The sequence below is a fragment of the Roseateles sp. P5_B10 genome (assembly GCF_056400485.1).
Genome location: NZ_JBFULE010001633.1, coordinates 1 through 585, shown reverse-complemented (window position 1 = coordinate 585; position 585 = coordinate 1). Strand labels below are relative to the sequence as shown.

Sequence of the window (585 nt, the reverse complement as noted above, 5' to 3'; positions counted from 1 at the left end):
GTGTTGTGGGCGATCCGGAACAGCCAGCCTTCCGGCTTGGCGATCGGGCCCGCATCAGCAAAGGCCTCGAGCGCCTTGATGATCGCCTCCTGAACCACGTCCTCGCCGTCGATAACCGAGCCGGTCATGCGGGCACAATAGCGATGAAGCTTCGGCCGGAGCTCACTGAGCAATCGATCGAACGCAGGACGGCCAGCGGCCGGCGCGGCGAAATCGCTCATTGTGGATCCAGCATGCGGTAATTGCCGACGATGGTCGCGGCATGCGCCACCGGCGGTTCAGCGCAGCGCTCCTTGATGCCGCTCTGGAACAACTTGAAGGCATCAAGCTCGGGCACCGAATTGCGCCCGTCAACGTCCTCGACAAGGTGAACAAAACTGCCGTCGCCCAGCCTGAGCACCATGTAGCGAACTCCCTCCGGCGCCTTGGCCTGCAGCTCCCGGAACACGTTCTCGATGAGGCGCTGATTTTCCGCAGCCGCATCGTCTTTGGTCCGGTAGCGTATCAAAGTCCGCTTCATTTGAATGCTCCGTCGTTTCGCACCGGCAACACCGCCGGGCTCCTGATCCAAGGACGATGCTGGTG

2 protein-coding genes are annotated in these 585 nt (G+C 62.1%); both read right to left on the bottom strand.

Going from position 1 to position 585, the window contains the following annotated elements; translation table 11 throughout:
* The coding region (locus AC1DU6_RS35025) for an RNA polymerase sigma factor (RefSeq protein ID WP_477863151.1) at positions 1-221 on the bottom strand (221 nt) is incomplete at its 3' end.
* Positions 218-585: hypothetical protein (locus AC1DU6_RS35020; RefSeq protein ID WP_477863149.1), on the bottom strand; the 368-nt coding region annotated here is incomplete at its 5' end. The genes AC1DU6_RS35025 and AC1DU6_RS35020, both read right to left, overlap by 4 nt.